This is a genomic window from Streptomyces sp. NPDC098781 (assembly GCF_044759995.1).
Taxonomy (GTDB): domain Bacteria; phylum Actinomycetota; class Actinomycetes; order Streptomycetales; family Streptomycetaceae; genus Streptomyces.
Map to the genome: position 1 here is coordinate 1,324,454 of NZ_JBIWAK010000001.1, position 17,969 is coordinate 1,342,422.

Genomic DNA, 17,969 nt, shown 5'->3' on the forward strand with positions numbered 1-17,969 from the left:
GGACGTCGGCGTCAGGTGCCCAGCAGGCGCACCAGGCCGTCGGCGAGCGCGCCGTGCCAGCAGACGTGGTCGTGGCCGCCGTTGAACTCGTCGCGGGTGACGCGGTAGCGGGCCGAGCGCAGGACGTCGTAGAGGGCACGGGTGTGCTCGACCATCGAGCCCTCGTGCAGCCCGACGTCCAGATGGACCGTGACGGGACGCGGCTCGGCGGCGGCGAAGCGGGTGACGAGCCAGGGTGCGCCGAGGACCAGCGGGGTGGGTCCGGTCCGTGGCGGCAGCGCCGGCCGCCACCAAAGGGAGGGCGACTGGGCGAGCACGTTGCCGAACCGGTCGGGCCGCAGGAACCCGGCGTACAGCGCGGTCATCGCGCCCAGGCTCTGTCCCGCGACGACGGTCCGCCGTGGGTCGGTGGACAGGGACCAGCGGCCCGCCGCCCAGGGCAGCAGCTCGTCCGCGAGGAAGGACACGAACTCCGCGCGGGCACCGAGTTCCCGGGCGCGGGTGTGCCGGTCCACGGCATCCGGTGCGACGACGGCCAGCGGCGGCAGGGACCCGTCGGCCAGGAGGGCGTCGAGCGTGTGGTGGAACCCGAGCCGGCCGAACCACATGTCACCGTCGCACAGCGCCAGCACGGGCAAGGGCGGCTGGCCGACCAGTTCATGACCCGGCGGCAGATAGATCCATGTGTCACGGTCCCCGCCGAGTGCGGCGGAGGCCACCCGGTGGCGTTCGACCCGTCCCGCACGCACCTTGCCGGGCCGTCCGCTGAGGGGTTGGGCCGGCGCCCGCGGCAGTGCGAAGACCGAATTGGGCACTGGGCTCCAACGGGTCGGCGCCGACAGCCGGTTGAGCGGATCGCCCGCCGCGTGGGCGGCCAGCGAGCGCAGCCGCTGCTGAAGGCCGTCAGGGTCCGTGGGCGGCGCCTTGGGGGAGATGTCGGCGGCGAGCCGGTAGGAACCGCGGTGGTCGGCCCGCAGGCGCAGACCCAGGTGCCAGACGTCCGTACCCGGTACGTGGTCCAGCAGGGCGTCGACGAGGCGGTCGCGGTCGAAGAGCCGGTTGGCCAGCAGCAGCACCTGCCGGGTCGCGCGGTGCCCCCGCCACAGGAAGGTGACGGCCCGATGGTCCGCGTCGCCCGCCAACTCCTCGACGAGCGGCGTGCCGTGACGCTCCGCCTCACTCCAGAAGGCCGTGACCGACGCCGTACGCCCAGCGGCGTCGGCGGTGGCCAGATCGGCGATGAGGCGTGCGATGCGAGGGCCGGTGACGCGGACCGGCCGGACATCGGAGACCGCGGTCGAGGCCGGCCGCTGTGACGCGGGCAGGACGGGCATGGCTCCACTTCCCAAGACAGACATGGTGGTGTCGACGAAATCGTCAACACCGCTATTTAGGTTAGCCTAAGCTAAGCACATGGTCATGAGAACGCCTCCCCGGGCCGGAGAGCACCGCTCCCCGGCCGACGTCACGGAAGCGCCCCGCGGCAGGGCATCGCCCGGACGATCGGCAAGCCTGCTGCTCGGGCTGTTCCTGCTGGTCACGGCGGCCGTCCTGTCGCTCGCCGTGGGCACCCAGCGGATTCCGCCCGACCAGGTGTGGTCGGCGCTCGTGTCGCCCTCGGGCACCGGCAACGACGAGATCGTGCGGGACTTGAGGCTGCCCCGCACCCTCCTCGGCGTCGCCGTCGGCGCGGCGCTCGGCCTCGCGGGCGCCGTCATGCAGACGTTGACCCGCAATCCGCTCGCCGACCCGGGCCTGCTCGGCGTGAACGCCGGCGCGTCCGCCGCGGTCGTCACGGCCATCAGCGTCCTGGGGATCACGTCGTTCGCCGGCTACCTGTGGTTCGCCCTCGCCGGTGCCGCCCTGGCCACCACCGCCGTCAGCGCCCTGGGCGGCGGACGCCTCGCCACTCCGGTCCGCCTCGCCCTCGCCGGAACCGCCGTCAACGCCGCCCTGTTCGGCTACGTCAACGGCCTCCAACTCTGGGATCTCAACACCCTTGACGAGATGCGGTTCTGGTCCGTGGGCACCCTCGCCAAACGGGACACCTCGCTGCTGCTCACGGTGGCACCGCTGCTCGCGGCCGGCGCACTCCTCGCCCTCGCCCTGGCCCGCCCGCTCGGGGCGATCGCCCTCGGCGAGGAGCACGCCCGCGCCCTCGGCACCCACGTCCGGCGCACCCGCCTGCTGTCCGTCCTCGCCGTCACGCTGCTGTGCGCAGGAGCGACCGCCGTGTGCGGACCCATCGGCTTCGTCGGCCTGATGATCCCTCATGCCGCCCGCGCGTTCTGCGGCCCCGACCCGCGCCAAATCTTCCCGCTCTGCGCCCTGTACGCACCGGCACTCCTGCTCGCCTCGGACGTGCTCGGGCGGCTGGTCGTCGCGCCCTCGGAGATCGAGGTCGGCACGGTCACCGCGTTTCTCGGCGGACTGGTCTTCATCCATCTGGTCCGGCGCCGGAAGGCGGCCCACCTGTGACTTCTACCCGGCCCACCAGGCCCGGTCTGCTGCGCACCGGCCGCTGGTCACTGCGCTACGACATGCGCGCGCTGCTCGTCTGCGCCGTGCTCGCCGTGTCGGCCGCCGGTGCGATGATCCTCGCCGTAGGCACCGGTGCCTACGAGCTGTCGCCGCCGGAGGTGGTGCGCACCCTCGCCGGACACGGCCCACCAGGCGCCGAATTCGTCGTGCTGGACCTCCGGCTGCCCCGGGCGCTCGTGGCACTCCTCGTCGGATTCGGGATGGGTGTGGCGGGTGCGGTGTTCCAGTCGCTGACCCGCAACCCGCTCGGCAGCCCCGACATCACCGGCTTCGGCAACGGCGCCTCGGCGGGCGCGCTGGTCGCGATCATCCTCTTCGACGCGGGCGACGCCCAGACCGCGATCGGCGCGGTGTGCGGCGGCTTCGCCACAGCCGCCGGTGTGTATCTGCTCGCCTGGCGGCAGGGCGTGCACGGATACCGGCTCGTCCTCGTCGGCATCGGCGCTTCCGCCGTGCTCGGAGCGGCAACCAGCTTCCTGTACGTCCGTGCCGACATCGGCAAGGCGGCCCAGTCGGCAAGCTGGCTGATCGGATCGCTCAACACCCGCGACTGGGGCGACGTCCGCATCGCCGCGCTGGGCCCGGTGGCCCTGGTCCCGGTCGTCCTTGGGTACGCCAGGCGGCTGACCGTGCTCGAAATGGGCGACGACACGGCCGCCGCGCTCGGAGTCCCGCCCGAACGCAGCCGCCTGGTGCTGCTGTGCGCGGGGACCGGGCTCACGGCCATGGCGGTGGCTGCCGCCGGCCCCGTCCCGTTCGTGGCGATGGCGGCACCCCAACTCGCCCGCCGGATCACCCGGGCCGCCGGTCCCAACCTCCTGCCGGCCGGGTGGACAGGCGCACTCCTGGTCACCGCCGCCGACCTCGCCACCCAACGCGTCACCGGCTCGGCACTCCTGCCGGTCGGTGTCGTGACGGGCGTGGCCGGGGGTGCGTATCTGGCATGGCTGCTGCGCGGGGAGAGGAAGGCGGGGCTCGTGTGAGGCCGTGCGCGCGCGTGCGCGCCGAAGCGGGGTCGACCCAAGTCACTTGTGAAGAAGGTCGACTGACAGAGCGTCACCACTCACCGCACCCTCTTTACATCGATGTAATCGCCGTGGTGCCATGGACAACCGCCGGTTCGACAGATGTGGGGGAGTCGCCGATGCGCGCCCGTTCCGTCACCACCTTGGTGACCGCCCTGTTCGCCCTGCTCGTGAGCCTGATCTGGGTACCGCAGACCCATGCCGCTGCCTCTGCCGCTTCGAGGGGCGTCGGCGGCGACCGCACGCCGGCAGCGGCACCGGTCGCCGCAGCGGCGGGAACCTTCCGCAACCCACTCAACACAGGTCCCGACCCGTTCGTCACCTACGCGAACGGCGCCTACCACCTCACCACCACGCAGGGCGACAGCATCAAGATGTGGCGCTCCTCCTCACTCAGCACCCTTCTCGCCGCCGACCCGATCACCGTGTGGAGAGACACCGACGCCTCACGTAACCAGCACATCTGGGCGGCCGAGTTCTACCGCTTCGACAACCGTTGGTACATGTACTACACGGCTGACGACGGAGTGGACGACCATCACCGGCTGTACGTCCTCGAATCGCAGGGCGACGACCCGACGGGGCCGTACCACTTCAAGGCGAAGCTCACCCCGCCCAACCACGCCGACGACTTCGCGATCGACCCCGGGATCCTCCAGCACAACGGCAAGCTCTACCTCGCCTACAGCGGCATCAACGCCTATCAGCACAACGGCCTGAACATCGCGCCCCTGTCGAACCCCTACACCGTCTCCGGCAACGCCATCGCGCTCGACGGGGCCGGAGGATGCCCCGAGGTCCGCGAGGGTCCCGAATTCCTGTACCGCAACGGCCGCACCTGGATGACGTACTCGGCGTGCGACACGGGCAAGCCCGACTACCAGGTGTGGATGATGTCCCTGCCCAACGGCGCCGACCCCTTGGTGCCCGGCAACTGGACCCAGCACAGCGGACCTGTCTTCTCGCGCAACGACACCAGGGGTGTGTTCGGTCCCGGCCACCACGCCTTCTTCCGTTCCCCTGACGGAACGGAGGACTGGATCGTCTACCACGCCAAGACCACGTCGGTGTTCACCTACACCAACCGCACGACCCGTGCCCAGAAGATCGGCTGGCGTGCCGACGGCAGTCCGGACCTCGGCACCCCGCTCGCCCTGGGCGCGACACAGGACCTGCCGTCCGGCGACCCCGGATCGGGCAACCACTGGATCAACGACGACGGCCGTTCGAGCGGCAGCGGCACGGTGACGTATCAGGGCGCCTGGAATGCGGGCACGGGCTGTGCGGCGCAGTGCTTCTGGAGCGACGATCACTGGAGTGACCGGGCGGGCAACACCGCGACGTTCCGTTTCACCGGCACCAGGATCGCGTTGCTGTCCGTGAAGGACACGGGCAACGGGATCGCGGCCATCCGTGTCGACGGGGGCGCCGAACAACGCGTCGACTTCTACGGAGCGATCCGCACCGGTGAGACGCTCCAGTACCTCAGCCCACGGCTGCCGTACGGCGCGCACACGCTACAGGTCCGCGTCACCGGGGAGCGCAACCCATCCTCCGCGGCAGCGTTCGTGAGCGTGGACCGCGCCGAGGTGTACACCGACTGACGGTCCTGTCACCGGGACGGCGTCGTCCGGCGACCGGGCCAGGGGTGGCAGCGGCTACCGTGGCGTGCGCCACGAAGGAGGCCCCACATGACGATCCAGCGGATGGACAACGTCCTCATCGTCGTCGACGACCTTGAGGCGGTCATCGCCTTCTTCGTCGAACTCGGCATGGAGCTCGAGGGGAAAGGACCACTGGAGTGGCGCGGGGCGGAGCGTGTCATCGGGCTCGATGACGTCCGGCAGGACGTCGCCATGCTGCGGGTTCCGGATGGTCACGGGCGGGTGGAGCTGGCGAAGTTCCACCGGCCGAAGGCCATCACCCCCGAGCCGAGAGACGCACCGGCGAACACGCTCGGCCTTCGTCGCATCATGTTCGCCGTGGACGACATCGAGGACGTCGTCTCCCGCGTGCTGCGGGGGCACGGCGCCGAACTCGTGGGCGAAATCGTGCAGTACGAGAACGTCTATCGGCTCTGCTACGTCCGTGGCCCCGAGGACATCGTCGTCGGACTGGCCGAGCAACTCGGCTGAGGCTTCCGCCCCGCCGCAGGGGCTGTGGACCGTTCCTCAACGTTTGATGGCCTTGCGTCGTATGTCCGGCCTGTAATGTCGGCACGCATGACAGCAGAGTCACCTGCTCAGACCGTGCAACGGTTGTTCCCGCTGCTCGCCGAGGGGAAGACTGCGGAGGCAGCGGCGCTGTTCGCCGACTCGGTGTCGTTCTCCATCCCGCACCCGCCGGGCATTCCGTGGGTGCCGGAGGTCGACTCGGCGCAGGGCATGCGGACGTTCTTCGAACTGCTGCGGACCCATGTGCAGGCCAAGGAGTTCGACCTCCACCAGGTCATCTCGGAAGGCGACGACGTCGTGCTCATCGGACGCCTGGTCTCCGAGGTGAAGAAGACGGGCCGGGACATCGACACCGCGTTCGCCCTGCACACCACGGTCCGGGACGGGCGGATCACCCGCTATCACCTCTACGAGGACACCTACGCCGTCGCCCAGGCCTACTTCGGCGACTGATCGTTCCGGTGGGCTTCCTCCGCCGCCCCGGCCGGACGGAGTACCCGGCGCACCGCGCCACGCAGCCATTGGTGGGCCCCGTCGGCGCTGTGGCGCGGATGCCAGGCCATGCCGATCGTCAAGGGTGGCAGCGGCAGCGGGATGTCCAACAGGCGCAGTCCCAAAGCGTGCGCCGCGCTGCTGAGCGGTGAAGCGGGCTCGCCCGGCAGCGAGGTCGGCACCAGGCAGACGACGTCACCAACCGCCGCCAGCGCCATCGCCGCCAGATGTCCGGGCAGGACGGCGCCGACCCGCCGGCTGAGGCCGCGCTCGGCCAAGGCCGCGTCCAGCGGGCCGGTGAAGCGTCCCCGGCGGCTGACCGCCACATGCTCGGCCGCGGCCAGCCGGGCGGGCGTCAGGAGACCTTCGGCGAGCGGGTGCCCGGCCCTGACAGCGGCGGCCATGCGTAGCGTGACCAGCTCTTCCACCCGGGTCTCCGGATCGACGTGGTCGATGGACCCGATCTCCAGGTCGATCCGGCCCTCGCGCAGCGCCGGGCCCGCCTCCCACTCCTCGGCGAGCACCCGCAGCGTGACACCCGGCGCCTGACGCCTGGCCAGCCCGAGCAGACCCGGCGCCAGCGCCGCGCCGACGAGGTCCGAGGCCTGGACGGTGAAGGTGCGCCGTAGCGCGCCGGGGTCGATCCCGCCGCTCGGCGTGAGCAGTGCCTCCAGCCGGCGCACCACCGCGGCGGCCTCGTCCCGCAGCGTCTCGGCGCGGGGTGTGGGCACCATCGTCTGTCCGGCCCTCACCAGGAGCGGATCCTGGAGCACCCGGCGCAGTCGGGCCAGGGTGCGGCTCATGGCCGCGGGGGAGGTGTGCAGCCGCGCGGCGGCACGGGTGACGCTCTGCTCGGTGAGCAGGGCGTCGAGAGCGACGGCGAGATTGGCGTCGAGGTTCGGGATTGGGCTGCTCACCTGCATTATTCCGTTTCAGGCAATGATTCGATGCTGAAGTTCCCATTGTGGCAACGTGGTTCGGGTTCGCACGATGGAGGGGTCATATCGATCCGACAAAGACCGCGAGGTTTTCATGATCGTCATCACCGCTCCCACCGGGAACATCGGCCGACGGCTGCTGTCGCTCCTGGTTGACGCCGCGCCCGCATGCGGAGAGGAACTGCGCGTCGTCGTCCGCGATCCCGCCCGGCTCCCGGAGTCCGTGCACGGACGAGTCGAGGTGATCACCGGCTCGCACGGCGACGCCTCCACCGTCGAGCGCGCCTTCAGCGGGGCCGACGCAGTCTTCTGGCTGGTACCGCCGGACGCCTCGGTCACCCCCGACGAGGCCTACAGCGGCTTCACCCGCCCGGCCGCGCGGGCGTTCGCCACCCACGGCGTCGGCCAGGTCGTCGGCGTCTCGGCGCTCGGCCGCGGCACACCACAGGCGGCCCGGGCCGGGCTGGTCACCGCGTCCCTGGCCATGGACGACCTGATCGCCGACTCCGGCGTCGCGTACCGGTCCCTGGCCTGCCCGTCCTTCTTCGAGAACCTGCTGGAGGACGCGGACTCGATCCGCACCGACGGGGTCTTCACCGACACGGCAGCCGCGGACCGTCCGGCCCCGATGGTGGCCGTCGCCGACATCGCCGCGACGGCGGCCGGCCTGCTGCTGGACCGCTCCTGGACCGGCGTCGGCAGTGTGCCGGTGCTCGGCCCGCAGAACCTGTCGCCCGACGACCTGGCCCGCATCATGACCGAGGAGCTGGGCCGTACGGTCCACTACCGGCGCCAGCCGCTCGACGAACTGCGATCCACACTGCTCGGATACGGTCTCAACGCGGCGTTCGTGGAAGGCATGGTCGCTATGAAGCGCGCCAAGGACAACGGCCTGGACGCGGGCCTCGACCCCTCGCCCCATGCACGCCAGGGGGCCACCGAATTCGCGCGGTGGTGCGCGCAGACCCTCAAGCCCGCCGTCCTCACCACACCGGAGGCAGCCGATGCCCACTGACCGAACCGAGCCGCCGGTCACCGCGTTCATGCTCGTCAAGACCACGCCCGAGTGGCTGGCGATGACGGTGGCCGAGCGCGTCCAGGCCTTCACCACCCGAGTCGTTCCGGTGATCGAGGCCCGTACCCGCGGCGTCCGATCGCGCTTCTACGACACGGAGTTCTACTCGGCGCGGGTCACCGACATCTGGGTCTGGGAGGCGGACGACCATGAGGCCTACCGGTTGTTGATCGACGCACTGCGGGAAACCCCCTTCTGGGACCGGTACTTCGAGGTCGTGGACCTGCTCGTGGGCACCGAGAACGGCTACGCCCGCACCTACGGCGTGGAACCGGTCGCCACCGTCACCACCTGACAGGTCACTGGGATTCGAGCCGGGCGGTGAGGTCCGTGAAGGCCGCGCGGACAGCGTCCGGGTTGTCGATCCAGGGGAAGTGGCCGGCCTGTTCGACCGTGTGCCGCAGGACATGTGGTTGCTCGAACCCGCGTGCTTGCTCCCAGAGTTGCTGGTCGACGACGTGGTCCTGGGCGCCGCTGATGAGGAGGGTCGGGAGTGCCTGCGGGCTCCAGAGCGCCCGGTACCGCTGGTCGAAGTGGGTACCCGCCCACGCGACCGCCTCGTGGCAGTAGGGAAGTGCGTCCAGGAGCGCTCGGCCCTGCGGCAGGCCGGCCGTGGTGAAGTTCCACGGTGCGGCGGCGAGGGTGAGTGCGCGCAGGGTCTCGTCACTTGGATCAGCGGCGTACCGTCCAGCCGCGTCCTCGAGTCCGGGTAGCGGGTGGGCCTGGGCCCACTGCTCGAATGCGGGGCGCCAGCCTGCGTGTGGAGCGCTGCTGACGAGCACGAGCGCGGACAGGTGCTGCTCCAGCTCCGGAACCGAGAGCAGGAACATGCCGCCGGTGGAATGCCCGACCATGACCACGTCCTCCAGGCTCGCGACGGCCTCGGTGAGAACGTGTGGCCATCGCCGGAACGGGTGCGTGGGGACGGCCGGGAAGCCCCGGTTGGACCCGTCGCCGGGCAGGTCGAGCAGCCACGCCGTGCCGGGCACCGCGGCGACCTGCACCAGCCCCGCCAGCGATTCGGATCCCAGTCCCGGGCCGCCGGCCAGGAAGAGCCAGTTCCATGGGCCTCGACGTGTGGTCGCCCTGCGCAGCCTCACTCCCGAAGCGGTCCAGTACTCGTCGGCCGAACGTTCCACCTGGGGGTCCTCCAAGTCGTGGTCCTGGAAGGAAGATATGTCCCGCGGGCTGTCGGGTGCCGTGCGCAAGGGGATGCCTGGCGTCGGACGCCGCGGGTCCGCGTACCTGGGAGGCCCTCTCACTCCCCGGAACGACACGGCCTGTCACCCGGCGCGTCCCTCGGACAGGCTGGACTCGGCAAGCCTCCCGTGGCGCGCGGCGGACGGCCGCCGCCGCAGCGGGATGCGCAGAGCGTGTCGGTGGTCACCGGCTCCGACGGCATCGAACCCCCGGAAAGACAAGCCATGTCGCACACACCCATGACCGTGCTCGTAGTCGGCGCGACCGGCAGCATCGGACGGCTCGTCGTCGCCGAGTCGATCGCGCGAGGGCACACGACCCGCGCGCTGGTGCGTGACGCGGCCAAGGCCCGACGTCAACTCCCCGCCGAGGCACAGCTGGTCGTCGCCGACGTCACCCGGCCCGAGACCCTGCCCCCGGCGGTGGCCGACGTCGACGCGCTCGTGCTGACACTCGGCTCGGACGGCAGCGGACACGCCTCGCCCGAGGCCGTCGACTACGCCGGGGTCCGCAACATCCTGACCGTGTTGGACGGCCGTACACCCCGCGTCGCGCTGATGACAGCCATCGGCGTCACCTCCCGAAGCAGCGTGTACGACCATCTCCTCGACTGGAAGCGCCGCTCCGAGCGTATTGTCCGCGCCGGCGGCCTGTCGTACACGATCGTGCGGCCGGGCTGGTTCGACATGAACGGCCCCGACGAGCAGCGGCTCGTCTTCCTGCAAGGAGACGAGCGGCGCTCCGGCACCCCCGATGACGGAGTCATCTCCCGCGCCCAGATCGCCCAGGTGCTGGTCCAGGCCCTCACCGCCCCGGAGGCCGAGGGCAAGACCTTCGAGCTCGTCGCGGAAGCCGGCCCCGAACCCGGCGACATGGGCCCGCTCTTCGCCGCCCTGGCACCGGACGCACCCGGCGCCCTGGACGCGGCCCGGGACGAGGCCAACATGCCCTTGGGCAAGGAGCCCCAGCGTGTGCGCGACGACCTGGACGCCGTCCGGGCCCGTGCGCACGCCTAGGGTCTTGGAGCCCCTGGCGCTCAGGGTGCCTCCGTTTCCCGGCGCGCATGACTCACGCGGCAGGAGGTGACCCGTGGCGGGTCTGGAGTTCGTCGTCGTCCTGGGAGTCGCGCTGCTGGTGTGCGGGGTGCTCGCTCACCGGCTGAAGGTGGCGCCGCCCGTCCTTCAGTCGGCCGCGGGCGTCCTGCTGGGCTTCGTGCCCTGGCTGCGCGAGACGGAGCTGCCGCCGGATGTGCTGCTGCTCGTCTTCCTGCCGCTGCTCCTGTACTGGGAGAGCGTGACGACCTCCCTGCGTGCCATCCGCCGGGATCTGCGCGGCATCGTGCTGACCGGCACCGTTCTCGTCGCGGTGACGGCCTGGGCGGTTGCCGTCGTCGCCCACGCGTTCGGGATGCCCTGGGGACCGGCCTGGGTGCTCGGCGCGGCGGTCGCCCCGACGGACGCGACCGCCGTCGGCGTGGCAAGTCGGCTTCTGCCACGGCGCAACGTCACCCTGTTGCGCGCCGAGAGCCTCATCAACGACGGCACGGCACTCGTCGTCTACAGCCTGGCCGTCGGCGTCACCGTCGGCGCCGAACACCTCAGCGTCCCGCACGTCGGCGGGCTGCTGCTGCTTTCGTACGGGGGCGGAATCGCGGCCGGTGTCGCCACGGCGTGGCTCGGCTTCCGGCTGCGCCGCCGCATCTTGCCCCTGGGCGACACGTTCCTGAGCAACCTCGCGATCATTCTGATCCCGTTCACCGCATACCTGCTCGCCGAACTGGTCGAGGCGTCCGGAGTTCTCGCCGTCGTGGTGAGCGGGCTGATTATGAGTCAGGTCGCGCCGCATTTGGGCCGGGCGGACGCCCGTATCCAGACCGAAGCCTTCTGGTCGCTCGCGATGTACCTGCTCAACGGCTTCTTGTTCGTCCTCGTCGGCCTTGAGGCGCAGGCGGCGGTGCGGGATCTGTCCGGTACGGATCTGACCGATGCGCTCCTGGCCGTGGCGGCGGTCGCCTTGACACTGGTCGTGGTCCGGGGCGCGTTCCTGTTCCTTGCGGCGTACACGATCCGGCTCGTGGACCGGCGCCCACAGCAACGCGAGCGCCGCATGAGCCACCGGGCCCGCTTGGTCAGCGCCCTGGCCGGGTTCCGGGGCGCGGTGTCCCTGGCCCTCGCGCTGTCGGTGCCGTACACGGTCGACTCGGGCGGCCCGTTCCCCGACCGTGACACGATCGTCTTCGTCACCGCCGGCGTCGTCGTGCTCCTGCTGGTGGTACAGGGTCTCGTCCTCCCCGGCGCCGCGCGCCGGGCCCGGCTGCCTCGTGACGCGGACGACGAACGCGAGATGCTCCTGGCCCGGACCACGGCTGCCGAGGCGGCCCTCTCGGCACTGTCCGACACCGCCGCCGAACTCGGCACCGACCCCGAGATCGCCGAGGGACTGCGGGGCGAGTGCGAGACGCACCTCGAAACCCTGCGGGCCCACGACGCCAGGGAGGAGACACAGCCGCTGCTGAGCCGCCGTAGGCAGGACACCGACCTGCGCCTCGCCCTCCTGCGTCACAAACGCGCCGCCGTCATCCGCCTCCGCGACGAACACCGCGTCGACGACACCGTGTTGCTCCGGATCCAGCAGCAACTCGACAGCGAGGAAGTACGCCTGGCCCGGCGGGAGGCAGTGCGGTGATCCGGTGCCGGAAGCCGGCCTGTCCCGGCCGTGCGAGACCCGTGTGGCTCCGTCAGCAGGGGTGCCGCACGGGTCTCGGATCCGGCCCGGCTCAGGCCAGCGTGGAAGTGTCGATCACGAAGCGGTAGCGCACGTCCGAGGCGAGGACGCGGTCGAACGCCTCGTTGATCTTGTCCGCCGCTATGACCTCGACGTCGGCGCCGATGCCGTGCTCGGCGGAGAAGTCGAGCATCTCCTGCGTCTCGCGGATGCCGCCGAAGAGCGAACCGGCATACGTGCGCCGGTTGGCGAACAGGGAGGGGACGTTGACCGGCAGCGGTTCGCCCGGGGCGCCGAGGCTGATGAGGGCGCCGTCGAGGGCCAGCAGGGACAGATAGGCGTCGACATCGATCTTGGCGCTGATCGTGTTGAGGATGATGTCGAAGCTTCCCGCGAGGCTCTCGAAGGTAGCCGGGTCGCTGGTGGCGTAGTAATGGTCGGCGCCGAGGCGCAGGCCGTCTTCCCTCTTCTTGAGCGACTGGGACAGGACGGTGACCTCGGCACCCATCGCCTTGGCCATCTTCACCGCGAGGTGGCCAAGGCCGCCGAGCCCGACAACGGCGACCTTCTTGCCGGGAGCGGCGCCCCAGTGCCGCAGCGGGGAGTAGGTGGTGATGCCCGCGCACAGCAGGGGCGCGGCGGCGTCGAGGGAGAGGCCGTCGGGTATCCGTACGACGAAGTCCTCGGTCACCACCATGTGGGTCGAGAACCCGCCCTGGGTGATCTTCCCGTCCCTGCCGACGCTGCCGAAGACCAGGGTGTGGCCCTTCAGGCAGTACTGCTCCTCGCCCTTGAGGCAGTTGGCGCACTCGCGGCAGGAGTCGGCCATGCAGCCCACGCCCACCCGGTCACCGACGGCGTGCTTGGTGACCTCGGAGCCGACCCGGATGACGCTGCCGACGACCTCGTGGCCGGGAACCAGGGGATTGGGGATGTCTCCGAACTCGCCGCGGGCGAAGTGGATGTCGGAGTGGCAGATGCCGCAGTAGGCGATCTCGATGAGCACGTCGTGCGGCCCGGGCTCCCGGCGGTCGATGGTCATCGGGACGAGCGGTTCGGCCACGGACGTGGCCCCGTAGGCGTTGACTGTGAGCATGGTTTCTCCCAAGGTGCGGTCTTCCACGCTCAAGGCTGCTGACCTGCGCCGACTCCAACCAGGGCGGGCTGTTCGGGGGAGCGCCGTTCGGGGGTGTGACAGGTCCTCCCAAACCGCACGGGCGCTGATTACGCTCACGCGCAGTTGCAGTTGCAGCGGCTGACGGCGAACGAAGAGAGCGGACCGTGGCGGGAACCGGCGAGAGACGAACGGACGGAGGGCCCAGCTCGGACAGCGTTGAGGTGACGGTAGGCCACCGGGTGACCACATTCGAGCTCTTCTTCGACCTGGTGTACGTCTTCGCGCTCACCCGAGTCACCGCGTACATGGCACACGAGCACAGTGCCATGGGCGTGGTCCAGGGCATGCTGCTGCTGGCGCTGTTGTGGTGGTCATGGTCGGCGTACGCGTGGCTCGGCAACCAGGCACGCGCCGACCTCGGGGTGGTACGGGCGGGCATGGGGCTGGCGATGGCCGGCATCTTCGTGGTCGCGCTCGCCGTGCCCGAGGCGTGGCACGACACGGACGGCGGTCTGGACGGCCCCCTGGTGCTGGCCGGCGCGTACCTGTTCGTCCGGTGCGTGCACCTGGTCCTGTACGGCTTCCTCGCCGGCGGGGACCGGGAACTGCGCCGCCAGGTCGCCGTGTCCTGGCCGCCGGTGCTCGCCGGGGGCGGGCTGCTGCTCGCGGGCGCTGCCATCGGCGGCGGCGCCCAGACCGCGCTGTTCGCGGCGGCGATCGTGGTCGACTGGGGCGTCGTGTACGCCACCGCGCGGCACGGCGGCTGGCGTATCCACAGCGCCGAGTACTTCGCCGAGCGGTACAACCTGTTCGTCATCATCGCCATCGGCGAATCGCTCACCGCGCTGGGCGTGGGCGCCTCAGAGCTGCCGGTCAGCGTGGCACTGATCGTCGCGGCCGCCCTCGGGGTCGGCGTCGCCATGGGTCTGTGGTGGCTGTACTTCGACCTGGTGACCCACCTGGTGGCGCGCAGACTGGACGAGGCCGGCAAGGAGACGAGGCTGGCCCTGGCGTCGAGCGCCTACGGCGTCGGGCACTTCCCGATCGTCGCGGGCGTCGTGCTGGTCGCGCTCGGCCTCGAAGGCGTCGTCGCGCACGCGGACAGCGATCACGGTCTGGGCTGGTTCTACGCCTGGGTGCTGTGCGGCGGGGCGGCCGTCTATCTGGCCGGGCTGCTGCTGTTCGGCTGGCTCGCCGTGCGGGTCTGGGGGCCCTTCCGGCTGGCGGCGCTCGTGGTGGTGATCGCCTGGGCTCCGGCGGCGGCCGCGCTGCCGCCGCTCGCCGCCCTGGCGGGTGTGGTCGTGATCCTCGGAGCCCTGGCCGCCCTGGAGACGTGGCACTTCGCGGAACTGCGGCGGACGGTGCGCGACTGAACGTCTCCTTCGCCGCGGGCGTATGCGAAGGACGCGGCCGGAACGGGGTTCGTCGGGCCCGGGCCGATGAGCCGGTCCCGACGAACTAGGCACGGTTCATCACCCCTGGTGGGGGAGGAGCGCCGAGATACTGATCTTGCCGCTCTGCAACTGGGCATTGTGCGGCGCGTCGAGTCCGCCGTCGATGACGTACAGCCGGTTGTCGCGGACCGCGGTGGCGCTGGGGGAGGCCGGGCCGTCGGCGGCGCTCAGGACCGGCTTGATCTTGCCGTCCGGGTAGATCACGGACACCTCGTCGGGCGCGTTCTGGGCGGCGAAGACCACGTCGGAGCGCTCGTCGAGGAAGCTGAAGTCGTCCACGCCTTCGATGTTCCTGGTGACGACGTGGACGCGGCCGGGCTTGCCGTCCGCCCTGACCGGGATGCGCAGCAGGCTGTCCTGGGCGAGGTTGGAGACCCAGACCGCTCCCTTGTGGAAGCGCAGGCCATTGGCGCCGAAGGGCACGTCCTCCGACGTGACCGGGGCCAGGGCCGGGTCGGTCAGCCACGCCTTCGCCTTCCCGCCTATGACGGGTACGGACCAGACGGTGCTCTTGAGGCTGTCGGCCACGTAGATGGTGCGGCCGCTGGGATCGAGGGCCATACCGTTGGGGAGGCCGTCGGTGGGGAGCGCGGCGAGTCGGGTCGGCTTGCCGCCGGGCGTGATCTTCCAGACGCCGGAGCGTGCCGCGTCGGAGGACCATATGTTGTAGTAGACCGTGCCGTCCGTGCCACGGATGTTGCCGGTGATGCCGTCGCCCTTCGCGGACGTGGCGAGGACGGTGCGCTGCCCGGCGGGGGAGATCCGCATCAGCGCGGGTGGCCGGCCGGCGGGGGCACCGATCATCGACAGGGTCACGGAGCGGTCCGGGTTGAAGGTGATGTTCTCCGGTATCTCCCCGGCGGCGTAGTCGAACGCGGCGACCGTGCGGATGTCGCTGATGACGGGCTGCTGGTGGTGCGGGCACGCGGCCGCCGTGGCGGCGGGCGCGGATCCCAGCACCGCCGTTGTCGCGGTGAGGGCGGCACCGATGCGAAGCCGGGTCTTCATGGATGTTGATCTTTCTGACATGAACGTTCCTTGCTGTGCTGTGGCCTTCCCGGCGGCTGTGAGGCCGTGCGTTCGGGCGGAGGGGGCGAGGGCGGTCGGAGGGCGGCCGCCCTCAACAGAGCGCGCTGCCAGGTCGGCTGCGCGCGGGGTCCTATTCGGCCGTGTTCCTGACGGATGATCAGGTCGACGACGATGCCGTGTCGTCCCGGCGAGGCGTCGACGTGGCGCGGGAGGTGGATCCGCGTTCGTGCGCCGCCAGGTCGAGCAGGACCAGTGCGTCGTGGTCGGGGGATCCGGGCTCGGCGTAGTACGCCGTGAGGCGGTGTCCCGCGGTGCCCTCCAGCTCCATGTTCTGGTAGCCGAGGGTGAGTGTGCCGACCTCCGGGTGGCGGAAGGTCTTGCGGCCGTGGGAGCGGCCCTTGACGTCGTAGCGCTTCCACAGCCGGGCGAAGTCGGGGCTCTTGAGCAGGAGTTCACCGGCCAGCTGAGCCAGATCGGGGGCGTCGGGGTCGGTGCCGGCGAGTGCGCGCAGCCGGGCCACCGCGCTGCGGACCTGGTTGTCCCAGTCGTCGAACAGGTCGCGGGCGGCCGGGTGCAGGAAGACGTAACGGATGATGTTGCGCTGGGCGGCCGGCCACTCCTCGATCCCGGGTAGCAGGCGCAGGCCGCTCGGATTGGCCGCCAGGATGTCGGTGGTGCGGCTGACGACGTAGGCAGGCCCTGGCCGCAGGGCTTCCAGCAACAGCTTCACGCCTGGCCGCAGAGTGCGGGAGGGCGCGGTCGGCGGCTGCGGCGCGCGACGGGCGGCGAGCGTCGCGAGGCTGCGCAGATGCTGGTGCTCGTCGTCCTCCAACTGAAGCGCCCGAGCGAGGGAGTCGACGACGGACGGGCTTGCCGGGTCTCCTTGCCCTGTTCGAGGCGGGTGTAGTAGTCGATGCTGATTCCGGCGAGGGTGGCCACCTCCTCGCGGCGCAGCCCGGCCGTGCGCCGCAGCCCGGAGCCTGCCGCGAGCCCGGCCTCGGTGGGGGACAGCCGAGCGCGACGGGCGCGCAGGAAGCGCCCGAGCTCGGTGCCGCTTCCGGCGGTCTGCTCACGTGTCATGCCCCCAGTGTTGCCGTGCGATGACCTGCGCGGGAGGCGACTGGGGGGCCCTGTCACTCCCCTGAACGGCATTCCCCGGCACCATGCGGCCGGCCACCCGCAGTGTGACCTACGCCGTCGCCCGGAGAGGTCTCGGCGTCCGTGGCAGCGACCTCTGGCCGACCTCGGCATGCCCTGGACAGCACGAGCGGTCAGTGCGTGTCCGTCGCAGGATGCGCTGCGGACTGCTCCACGCCCGCCATGTCGAGCAGGACCAGCTTGTCGTGGTCGGGGGTACCTGGCTCGGCGTAGTAGAAGGCGAGCCGTTGCGTCCGAGTGCCCTCGATCTGCATCTTCTGGTAGCCCGGGGTGAGGTCGCCGACCTCGGGGTGGTGGAAGGTCTTGCTGCCGTGGGTGTGCAACCGTACGTCGTAGCGCTCCCACAGATCCTTGAACTCCGGGCTTTTGCTCAGGAGTTCGTCGACGAGCGGGGCCAGGCCGGGGGCATCCGGTTCGAGGCTGTGCAGGGAGCGCAGGCGGCCGACGGCGGCGCGGATCTGGTCCTGCCAGTCGTCGAACAGCTTGGGCGCTTCCGGGTGCAGGAAGACATAGCGCACGACGTTGCGCTGCCCCGCCGGCCAGTCCGCCAGCCCGAAGAAGAGCCGCAGCCCGGCCGGGCTGCACGCGAGGACGTCCATGGTCCGACTGAGGACGTAGGCAGGGAAGGGCCTCAACTTCTCCAGCAGCAACTCGGCTCCCGGCAGGACCGGGTCCCCGTCGGCGGACGGCTGGTGCAGTGCGGCGGCGCCCGCGGCGCGGGCGACGAGTACACGTAGATGCTCGTGCTCCGCCGGGTCCAGCTGGAGTGCGCGGGCGAGGGCGTCGACGACGGACGGGCTGGGGTTGGCCTCCTTGCCGCGCTCCAGCCGGACGTAGTAGTCGACGCTGACCCCGGCGAGTGTCGCCAGCTCCTCCCGGCGAAGCCCGGGCGTGCGCCGCAGACCGGCACCGGTCGGCAGGCCGGCCTGTTCAGGGGTGACCCCCTCCCGGTGGGCGCGTAGGAAGGTCCCCAGTGGCGTTGCGCCGGTGCCGTTCTGCCGTTCCCGTGCCATGTGCCCATTGTGTCAGCCCGGCACCAACG

Annotated in this window: 16 protein-coding genes and 1 pseudogene; 10 read left to right on the top strand and 7 right to left on the bottom strand. The window is 71.0% G+C overall.

Annotated elements, in window-relative coordinates; translation table 11 throughout:
• Positions 1-11 precede the first annotated feature (11 nt).
• Positions 12-1,334, bottom strand: a complete 1,323-nt coding sequence (fes, locus tag ACIQWG_RS05730) for an enterochelin esterase (protein ID WP_404090607.1) — start codon at positions 1,332-1,334, stop codon at positions 12-14.
• A 79-nt stretch (positions 1,335-1,413) separates the two neighbouring features.
• Between fes and ACIQWG_RS05735 the strand changes: the two genes are divergently transcribed.
• The 5 genes from ACIQWG_RS05735 to ACIQWG_RS05755 all read left to right on the top strand — a co-directional run bounded on the left by ACIQWG_RS05735 (position 1,414) and on the right by ACIQWG_RS05755 (position 6,193).
• Positions 1,414-2,478, top strand: a complete 1,065-nt coding sequence (locus ACIQWG_RS05735; protein ID WP_404090610.1) for a FecCD family ABC transporter permease — start codon at positions 1,414-1,416, stop codon at positions 2,476-2,478.
• A gap of 62 nt (positions 2,479-2,540) precedes the next feature.
• Complete coding sequence (locus tag ACIQWG_RS05740) at positions 2,541-3,524, top strand: FecCD family ABC transporter permease (RefSeq protein ID WP_404090826.1); 984 nt, start codon at positions 2,541-2,543, stop codon at positions 3,522-3,524.
• Positions 3,525-3,685: 161 nt separating this feature from the next.
• Positions 3,686-5,170: a glycoside hydrolase family 43 protein gene (locus ACIQWG_RS05745; protein WP_404090611.1), complete on the top strand. Its 1,485-nt coding sequence runs from the start codon at positions 3,686-3,688 to the stop codon at positions 5,168-5,170.
• A gap of 87 nt (positions 5,171-5,257) precedes the next feature.
• Positions 5,258-5,701 (top strand): VOC family protein, encoded by a 444-nt coding sequence (locus ACIQWG_RS05750; protein WP_404090614.1) that lies wholly within the window; start codon positions 5,258-5,260, stop codon positions 5,699-5,701.
• 87 nt (positions 5,702-5,788) lie between these two features.
• A complete protein-coding gene (locus ACIQWG_RS05755) occupies positions 5,789-6,193 on the top strand; it encodes a nuclear transport factor 2 family protein (protein WP_404090617.1) in 405 nt (134 codons plus the stop codon).
• On the opposite strand, the gene ACIQWG_RS05760 is transcribed toward ACIQWG_RS05755, so the two are convergent.
• Complete coding sequence (locus ACIQWG_RS05760) at positions 6,178-7,155, bottom strand: LysR family transcriptional regulator (protein WP_404090620.1); 978 nt, start codon at positions 7,153-7,155, stop codon at positions 6,178-6,180. The genes ACIQWG_RS05755 and ACIQWG_RS05760 overlap by 16 nt on opposite strands.
• Positions 7,156-7,264: 109 nt before the next feature.
• Here ACIQWG_RS05760 and ACIQWG_RS05765 point away from each other — a divergent pair, with 109 nt between their 5' ends.
• Entirely contained in the window at positions 7,265-8,185 is a 921-nt protein-coding gene (locus ACIQWG_RS05765; protein ID WP_404090623.1) for an NAD(P)H-binding protein, read from the top strand.
• Positions 8,175-8,540 carry a darcynin family protein gene (locus tag ACIQWG_RS05770; RefSeq protein WP_404090625.1) on the top strand — a complete coding sequence of 122 codons (366 nt, stop codon included), beginning with the start codon at positions 8,175-8,177 and terminating at the stop codon, positions 8,538-8,540. The genes ACIQWG_RS05765 and ACIQWG_RS05770 overlap by 11 nt, the downstream gene beginning before the upstream one ends.
• A gap of 4 nt (positions 8,541-8,544) precedes the next feature.
• Here ACIQWG_RS05770 and ACIQWG_RS05775 read toward each other — a convergent pair whose 3' ends face one another.
• Entirely contained in the window at positions 8,545-9,384 is an 840-nt protein-coding gene (locus tag ACIQWG_RS05775) for an alpha/beta fold hydrolase (RefSeq protein WP_404090628.1), read from the bottom strand.
• Positions 9,385-9,669: 285 nt separating this feature from the next.
• Here ACIQWG_RS05775 and ACIQWG_RS05780 point away from each other — a divergent pair, with 285 nt between their 5' ends.
• Both ACIQWG_RS05780 and ACIQWG_RS05785 read left to right on the top strand, forming a co-directional pair.
• On the top strand, positions 9,670-10,461 hold the full coding sequence (locus ACIQWG_RS05780) for an SDR family oxidoreductase (RefSeq protein WP_404090631.1): 792 nt from the start codon (positions 9,670-9,672) through the stop codon (positions 10,459-10,461).
• A 73-nt stretch (positions 10,462-10,534) separates the two neighbouring features.
• The gene (locus tag ACIQWG_RS05785) at positions 10,535-12,130 is read left to right on the top strand and encodes a Na+/H+ antiporter (RefSeq protein WP_404090634.1); all 1,596 of its coding nucleotides are present in this window, start codon (positions 10,535-10,537) and stop codon (positions 12,128-12,130) included.
• A 91-nt stretch (positions 12,131-12,221) separates the two neighbouring features.
• On the opposite strand, the gene ACIQWG_RS05790 is transcribed toward ACIQWG_RS05785, so the two are convergent.
• Positions 12,222-13,265, bottom strand: coding sequence for an NAD(P)-dependent alcohol dehydrogenase (locus ACIQWG_RS05790; RefSeq protein ID WP_404090637.1), 1,044 nt, complete (start codon positions 13,263-13,265; stop codon positions 12,222-12,224).
• Positions 13,266-13,525: 260 nt separating this feature from the next.
• Between ACIQWG_RS05790 and ACIQWG_RS05795 the strand changes: the two genes are divergently transcribed.
• Positions 13,526-14,659, top strand: a complete 1,134-nt coding sequence (locus ACIQWG_RS05795) for a low temperature requirement protein A (protein WP_404090640.1) — start codon at positions 13,526-13,528, stop codon at positions 14,657-14,659.
• 99 nt (positions 14,660-14,758) lie between these two features.
• On the opposite strand, the gene ACIQWG_RS05800 is transcribed toward ACIQWG_RS05795, so the two are convergent.
• The 3 genes and pseudogenes from ACIQWG_RS05800 to ACIQWG_RS05810 form a co-directional block, all read right to left on the bottom strand.
• Positions 14,759-15,748 (bottom strand): SMP-30/gluconolactonase/LRE family protein, encoded by a 990-nt coding sequence (locus ACIQWG_RS05800; RefSeq protein ID WP_404090643.1) that lies wholly within the window; start codon positions 15,746-15,748, stop codon positions 14,759-14,761.
• Between the two features lie 178 nt (positions 15,749-15,926).
• Positions 15,927-16,849, bottom strand: a pseudogene (locus ACIQWG_RS05805) (helix-turn-helix transcriptional regulator).
• Between the two features lie 191 nt (positions 16,850-17,040).
• A complete protein-coding gene (locus ACIQWG_RS05810) occupies positions 17,041-17,940 on the bottom strand; it encodes a helix-turn-helix transcriptional regulator (RefSeq protein WP_404090645.1) in 900 nt (299 codons plus the stop codon).
• Between the last annotated feature and the right edge of the window lie 29 nt (positions 17,941-17,969).